Source organism: Haloferax sp. AB510, from assembly GCF_024136985.1.
Taxonomy (GTDB): domain Archaea; phylum Halobacteriota; class Halobacteria; order Halobacteriales; family Haloferacaceae; genus Haloferax.
Window position 1 is genome coordinate 1 of the sequence record NZ_JAMYJY010000160.1, and the last position, 5,596, is coordinate 5,596.

The 5,596-nt window shown below is 69.5% G+C and carries 6 protein-coding genes and 1 pseudogene; 3 read left to right on the plus strand and 4 right to left on the minus strand.

The genetic code is table 11. From position 1 onward, the window contains the following. From NKF06_RS19500 to NKF06_RS19510, 3 genes are all read left to right on the plus strand, one after another. On the plus strand, nucleotides 1–1,029 hold a 1,029-nt coding region (locus tag NKF06_RS19500), incomplete at its 5' end, for a molybdopterin molybdotransferase MoeA (protein WP_253246360.1). Further along, a complete protein-coding gene (locus tag NKF06_RS19505; RefSeq protein WP_253246361.1) occupies nucleotides 1,026–2,918 on the plus strand; it encodes a molybdopterin biosynthesis protein in 1,893 nt (630 codons plus the stop codon). The genes NKF06_RS19500 and NKF06_RS19505, both read left to right, overlap by 4 nt. A gap of 111 nt (nucleotides 2,919–3,029) precedes the next feature. Then, nucleotides 3,030–3,776: a HalOD1 output domain-containing protein gene (locus tag NKF06_RS19510; protein ID WP_008095760.1), complete on the plus strand. Its 747-nt coding sequence runs from the start codon at nucleotides 3,030–3,032 to the stop codon at nucleotides 3,774–3,776. A gap of 90 nt (nucleotides 3,777–3,866) precedes the next feature. On the opposite strand, the gene NKF06_RS19515 is transcribed toward NKF06_RS19510, so the two are convergent. The 4 genes and pseudogenes from NKF06_RS19515 to NKF06_RS19530 form a co-directional block, all read right to left on the minus strand. Beyond that, nucleotides 3,867–4,535: an HAD family hydrolase gene (locus NKF06_RS19515; RefSeq protein WP_253246362.1), complete on the minus strand. Its 669-nt coding sequence runs from the start codon at nucleotides 4,533–4,535 to the stop codon at nucleotides 3,867–3,869. Nucleotides 4,536–4,581: 46 nt separating this feature from the next. Then, on the minus strand, nucleotides 4,582–4,977 hold the full coding sequence (gene lwrS / locus NKF06_RS19520; RefSeq protein ID WP_253246363.1) for an LWR-salt protein: 396 nt from the start codon (nucleotides 4,975–4,977) through the stop codon (nucleotides 4,582–4,584). Further along, nucleotides 4,974–5,249 carry a 4a-hydroxytetrahydrobiopterin dehydratase gene (locus NKF06_RS19525; RefSeq protein ID WP_253246364.1) on the minus strand — a complete coding sequence of 92 codons (276 nt, stop codon included), beginning with the start codon at nucleotides 5,247–5,249 and terminating at the stop codon, nucleotides 4,974–4,976. Before NKF06_RS19525 ends, lwrS begins: the two co-directional genes overlap by 4 nt. A 45-nt stretch (nucleotides 5,250–5,294) precedes the next feature. Continuing rightward, nucleotides 5,295–5,596: pseudogene (locus NKF06_RS19530) on the minus strand (hypothetical protein); the annotation flags it as partial.

Genomic DNA, 5,596 nt, shown 5'->3' on the forward strand with positions numbered 1-5,596 from the left:
TTGGCTACCTCTTCGCGATGCCGTTCGGGCTCGCAGTCACGTACGCCAATCTCCCCGAACGTTCTCCGAATCGTCGACGGGCCGGTCGAGCCGGGGACGGCCGCCCGCGTCCACACCGGCAGCGACGTGCCCGACGGGGCCGACGCCGTCGTGATGGTCGAACACACCGAACGACTCGGCGACGAACTCGAAGTGTTCGACGCGCTCGCGGAGGGCGAGAACGTCGGCGAGCGCGGCGAGGACGTGCGCGAGGGAACGCCGCTGTTCGAGGCCGGCCACGAGCTTCGCCCGTCGGACATCGGCCTGCTTCGCTCCGTCGGCGTCGAGGCGGTGACGGTGTTCGAACGCCCCCACGTCTCGGTCATCCCGACCGGCGAGGAACTCGTCGAATCCGACCCCGGCCCCGGCGAGGTCATCGAGACCAACGGCCTGACCGTCTCCCGACTGGTCGAACGCTGGGGCGGCGAGGCGAGCTACCGCGACATCGTCGTCGACGACGCCGACCTGCTCCGCGAGGCCGTCGAATCGGACCTCGACCACGACGTGGTCGTCACCACCGGCGGGTCCTCTGTCGGCGAGCGCGACCTCATCCCCGAGGTCATCGACGATATCGGCGAGGTACTGGTCCACGGCGTCGCGCTCAAACCCGGCCACCCGGTCGCGGTCGGCGTCGTCGAGGACACGCCGGTCGTGATGCTCCCCGGCTACCCGGTCGCCTGCGTCGTCAACGCCTTCCAGTTCCTCCGGCCGGTGTTGAAGCACGTCGGCTCGCTCCCCGAGCGTCCCCTGCCGACGCAGGAGGCGACGCTCACCAGGAAAATCCCGAGTTCGCCGGGTACGCGGACGTTCGCCCGCGTCAAACTCGACACGTCGGGCGACGAGGCGACCGCCGAGCCGACCCGGACGAGCGGGTCGGGCATCCTCTCCAGCGTCGCGCTCGCGGACGGGTGGGTCGTCGTCCCGGAGGAGATAGAGGGCTACGACGAGGGCGACACGGTCGCCGTCGAGGGCTGGGAGTGGTCTGCATGAGAAAGCAGTTCCGCGACCTCGCCTCTCCGGAGGAAGCGCGCGAGGCCATCGCGTCGCTCGACCTGACGCCCGACGCCGAGACGGTGGCGCTCGAAGACGCCCGCGGCCGCGTCCTCGCCGAGCGAATCGACGCCGAACTCGACGTGCCCGGCTTCGACCGCGCGAGCATGGACGGCTACGCGGTCCGCGCCCGCGACACCTTCGGTGCGGACGAGGCCGAGCCGGTCGAACTCGACCTCGCCGGGGCGGTCCACGCCGGCAACGAACCGGACGTGGCGGTCGATCCCGGAACCGCCGTCGAAATCTCCACCGGCGCGGTGATGCCGCCGGGCGCGGACGCCGTCGTCATCGTGGAGCGAACCGAGGAGCGAGACGGCTCGCTCGTCGTCTACTCGTCGGTCGCCCCCGGCGACAGCGTGATGCCCGCCGGGACCGACATCGCCGCCGGCGCTCGCGCCCTCGGCCCCGGAACACGACTGACGCCGCGCGAAATCGGTCTGCTGTCGGCGCTCGGCGTCGACGAGGTGCCGGTCCGCGGGACGCCGACCGTGGGCATCGTCTCGACCGGCGACGAGCTCGTCCGGCCGGGCGAAGAGCTCCGCCCGGAGGCGGGCGAAATCTACGACGTGAACTCCTACACCATCGCCGCGGGGGTCGAAGAGGCCGGCGGCGTCCCGAAGCTCTACCCCCACGCAGGCGACGACTACGAGGAGCTGGAGCGCCTGCTCCGACGGGCGGCCGACGAGTGCGATCTCGTGCTCTCGTCGGGCTCCACGTCCGCGAGCGCGGTCGACGTCATCTACCGCGTCGTCGAAGAGCGCGGCGAACTCCTGCTGCACGGCGTCTCCGTCAAGCCCGGGAAACCCATGCTCGTCGGCACGCTCGGCGAGGGGAGCGCCTACGTCGGCCTCCCCGGCTACCCGGTCTCCGCGCTCACCATCTTCCGGACGTTCGTCGCGCCGGCAATCCGCGACGCCGCCGGCCTCCCGGAGCCTCGGACCGCGACGGTCGAGGGGACGATGGCCACCCGCGAGCGGTACGCCGAGGGCCGGACGCGGCTCATGCCGGTCGGACTGGTCGCCGACGGCGACGGAAAGACGCTCGTTTACCCCGTCGACAAGGGCTCGGGAGCGACGACGAGCCTCGTCGAGGCCGACGGCGTCGTCGAGGTTCCGGCCGACGTGGAGTACCTCGCCGAGGGCGAGTCGGTGACGGTCCACCTGTTCTCGCCCGACGTTCGCGCGCCGGAACTGCTCGGCGTCGGCGAGGACGACCCCGCGCTCTCGCGCCTGCTCGACCGCGTGTCGTCGCCGCGGTATCTCCCGTTCGGCTCCCGCGAGGGCCTGCGACGACTCAGGGACGAAATCGCTGACGTGGCCGTCGTCGCGGGCGACCAGGGCGGCGCAGTCGAGGAAATCGACGCGGTCGAACTCGGCTCGTGGACGCGCGAATGGGGCCTCGTCGTCCCCGACGGCAACCCGGACGAGGTGTCCGGGCTCGCGGACCTCGTCGACGACGACCTCAGCTTCGTCAACCGCGATTCGAACTCCGGGCTGCGGACCGACCTCGGGAACGCCGTCGCCGCCCTCGCGAACGAGCGCGGGACGACCAGACACGAACTCGTCGAGGCCATCGAGGGATTCGACCGCGGGACGAAAGCGTTCGAGAGTCCGGCGCGAGCGGTCGCCGCCGGCCGCGCTGACGCCGGTCTCGGCCTTCGGGCCACCGCCGACTCGCTCGGGCTCGGTTTCGTCTCGCTCGGCAAACAGCGGGTCGCCGTCCTCGCGAACCCGGCCCGAATCGATAAACTCGGCGTCGCCTCGCTTCGCGACGCGCTCGCGACGATCGACGACGCGATTGCCGGCCTCACAGGGTTCGAGAGGGCCTGAACGCCGCCGTAACCCTTTAGAAACCGGCCGTAGTCCGTTTAGATATTCATCTCCCGCTGAAGTATAAAATAAGTAGAACGTTTTTATCCGCGTAGCGTGTACAATTGGTATATGAACCGCCCTCTGAAGGTCCTTCACGTCGACGACGACCCCGAGATGCTCGCCCTCTCGGAAGCCGCGTTCCGCCAACTCGACGCCGTCTCTCTTCTGACTGCCGAGTCGGCGACCGAGGCGCTCGGTGTCATCTCGGCTGAGTCGGTCGACTGCGTCGTAAGCGACTCGCTCGTGCTCCCCAACGGGGTGCCGCTCGTCAAAGCCGTTCGGCAAGAACACGCCGATATCCCAATCCTCCTGTTCACGGCGAAATCGTGGCCCGAGGTCGCCGACGTCGCCTCGACCGCCGGCGTCACCGAGTACGTCCAGAAAGCGGGCCCCGGCGACCTCGCGACGGTCCTCCAGCGTGTCCGGAGCCTCGTCGACGACGACAGCGTCGACTCAGCGCTCGCGGTCGGCGCCTCCGCGGTCACGCAGGCGCTCGAAGAACACGCCGACGCAGCCGCCGAAGCCACGTTCAGCCTCGACGACAACTGGGAGCTCGTCGGGCAGTGGCTCGGCGACGAGGAACTCGGTATCGTCGTCGTCGAGGCCGTCGAGTCCTACGGCGGGCTCTCGGCCATCGAAACCCCACTGTACGAGTACATCGACACCGACGCGCTCGAAGAACTGCTTCGACCCGTCGTCGAGGCCGAAGAGCGTCCCGGCATCGAAGTCCGGTTCCCCTACGAGGACATTCAGGTCGCCGTCACGAGCACCGGCGATATCTTCGCTCGGCCGACGCCCGAGCAGACGCTGTCCTGAGCGCTCTCCCCCCCCGAGCGTCGATTTCTCTGTTCTTCTCTGTGGACTGCCGCTCCCGTCGCAGCACCGCTTCGAGCGGAATCGCCCCGTTCAGCGGGACCGAACGAGGTCGTCGAAGCTCTCGACGCGGTACTCGCCGAGCACGCAGCGTCCGCGGTGTTCCGGGCCGTGGCGCTCGACGTGGATGCCGTCCAAGCCGGCGTTCCACGCGGCCCCGATGTCGCTTTCGCCGTCGCCGGCGAGGACGCCCGCGGTGCCGCCGTCGGTCAAGAGCCGGTCGTCGAGTCCCAGCTCGCCGATAGCGCGTCGCACCGGCGCGGCGTCGGGTTTCCACCCCGTTTCCTCGGTACAGCAGACGACGGCGTCGAACCAGTCGCGCACGTCGAGGTGGTCCAACACGGGGTCGGTCAGGAACTGCTGGCAGTGCGTGACGATGCCGACCGGCCGGCCGGCGGCGTGAATCTCTTCGATGAGGCGCTCGGCGTCGTCGTGGAGGTACGTCACTTCGGCTCGCTTTGCGGGGTCTTCCTCGCGGTGGAACGCGGGCCAGAACTCGGCGGGGTCGATGCCCCACTCGCGGAGCATCGGGTCGCGCGCGCCGCCGAGACCGTGCCAGATGGTCTCGGCTTCGCGGTCCGTGAACTGACGACCCAGTCGGTCGCCGACCCGGTCGAACACGTCACGCGTGTACGACCACTCGGCATCGACGAGGGTCCCATCGAGGTCGAACAGCCAGAAATCGTAGTCATCGGCGACCATTCGGACAATACAGTACGTCAGGCGTGGATAAATGTCTTCCCCCGCGTCAGGAACCGCCCGATTCGACGCGAATCGCGCTCCCGAAGTACTTGTGGAGCACCTCGCGGACCGAGTCTGCGTTGAACGCGCCGAGGTCCGCGGCGACGGCCTCGCGGAACGCGTCCAGCGACGCCTCGTCGGCCCGGAGTTCGGAGAACGAACACGAGACGACGGGCACGTCGAGCCACGACGCCGCGAGGTCGCGGGCGTGGCGTTCGTCGTTCACCTCGCCCCGCCAGAGCGCGTCACGGAACAGCAGCCAGCCCTCCTCGCCGGGCGGTGGGGGCGTGACGCGGACAGTGGTCTCGAACTCCCGCGGGTCGGTCTCGACGCCCCCGGCCGAATCGAGGCGGAAGCGGACCCGGAAGACGTAGGTGAGCGTCGCGGTCCCCTCGTCGCTCACAGTTCGTCGTCGAACAGGTCGGCGAGCCGGAGGTCCTTGTCGGTGATGCCGCCCTCCTCGTGGCTCGTGAGGCGGACCTCGACCTCCTGGTACCGAATCGTTATCTCGGGGTGGTGGAACTCCTCTTCTGCGACCTCGCCCACGCTGGCGGCGAACGCCACCCCGTCGAGGTAGTCGTCGAACTCGTAGACGCGGACGATTTCGTCGCCGTCGCGTTCCCAATCCGACCCGAGTTGTGCGTCGATTTCGTCGTCCGAGAGCAGGTTTGCCATGCCGAACCCGTCGGGTGGCATCCCGATAAGGATTCTGCCGGATTGTCAAGTCGTGTCCGCGCGGACGACGAACCGCGGCCCGGTCAGGAGTCGCCGCCCATCGCGGTCGCGAGCGACTCGTCCCGTGACCGCGACCTCGTCGCCGTGGGCGACGACGCCGGTCTCTCCGTCGTCTTCGTCGTCTCCGTCGCCGCCGAACACCACGTGTCCGGCCGGCGGGACGCGGACCCGAATCTCCCCGGTGGCGTCTCGGAGGACGAACGGGCGGGTCGCGCGGCCGACGACGATGCGCCCGCCCTCACCTCGCCGGTCGTCGTCCGTGCGCTCGTCTTCCCGCCAGACTCGAC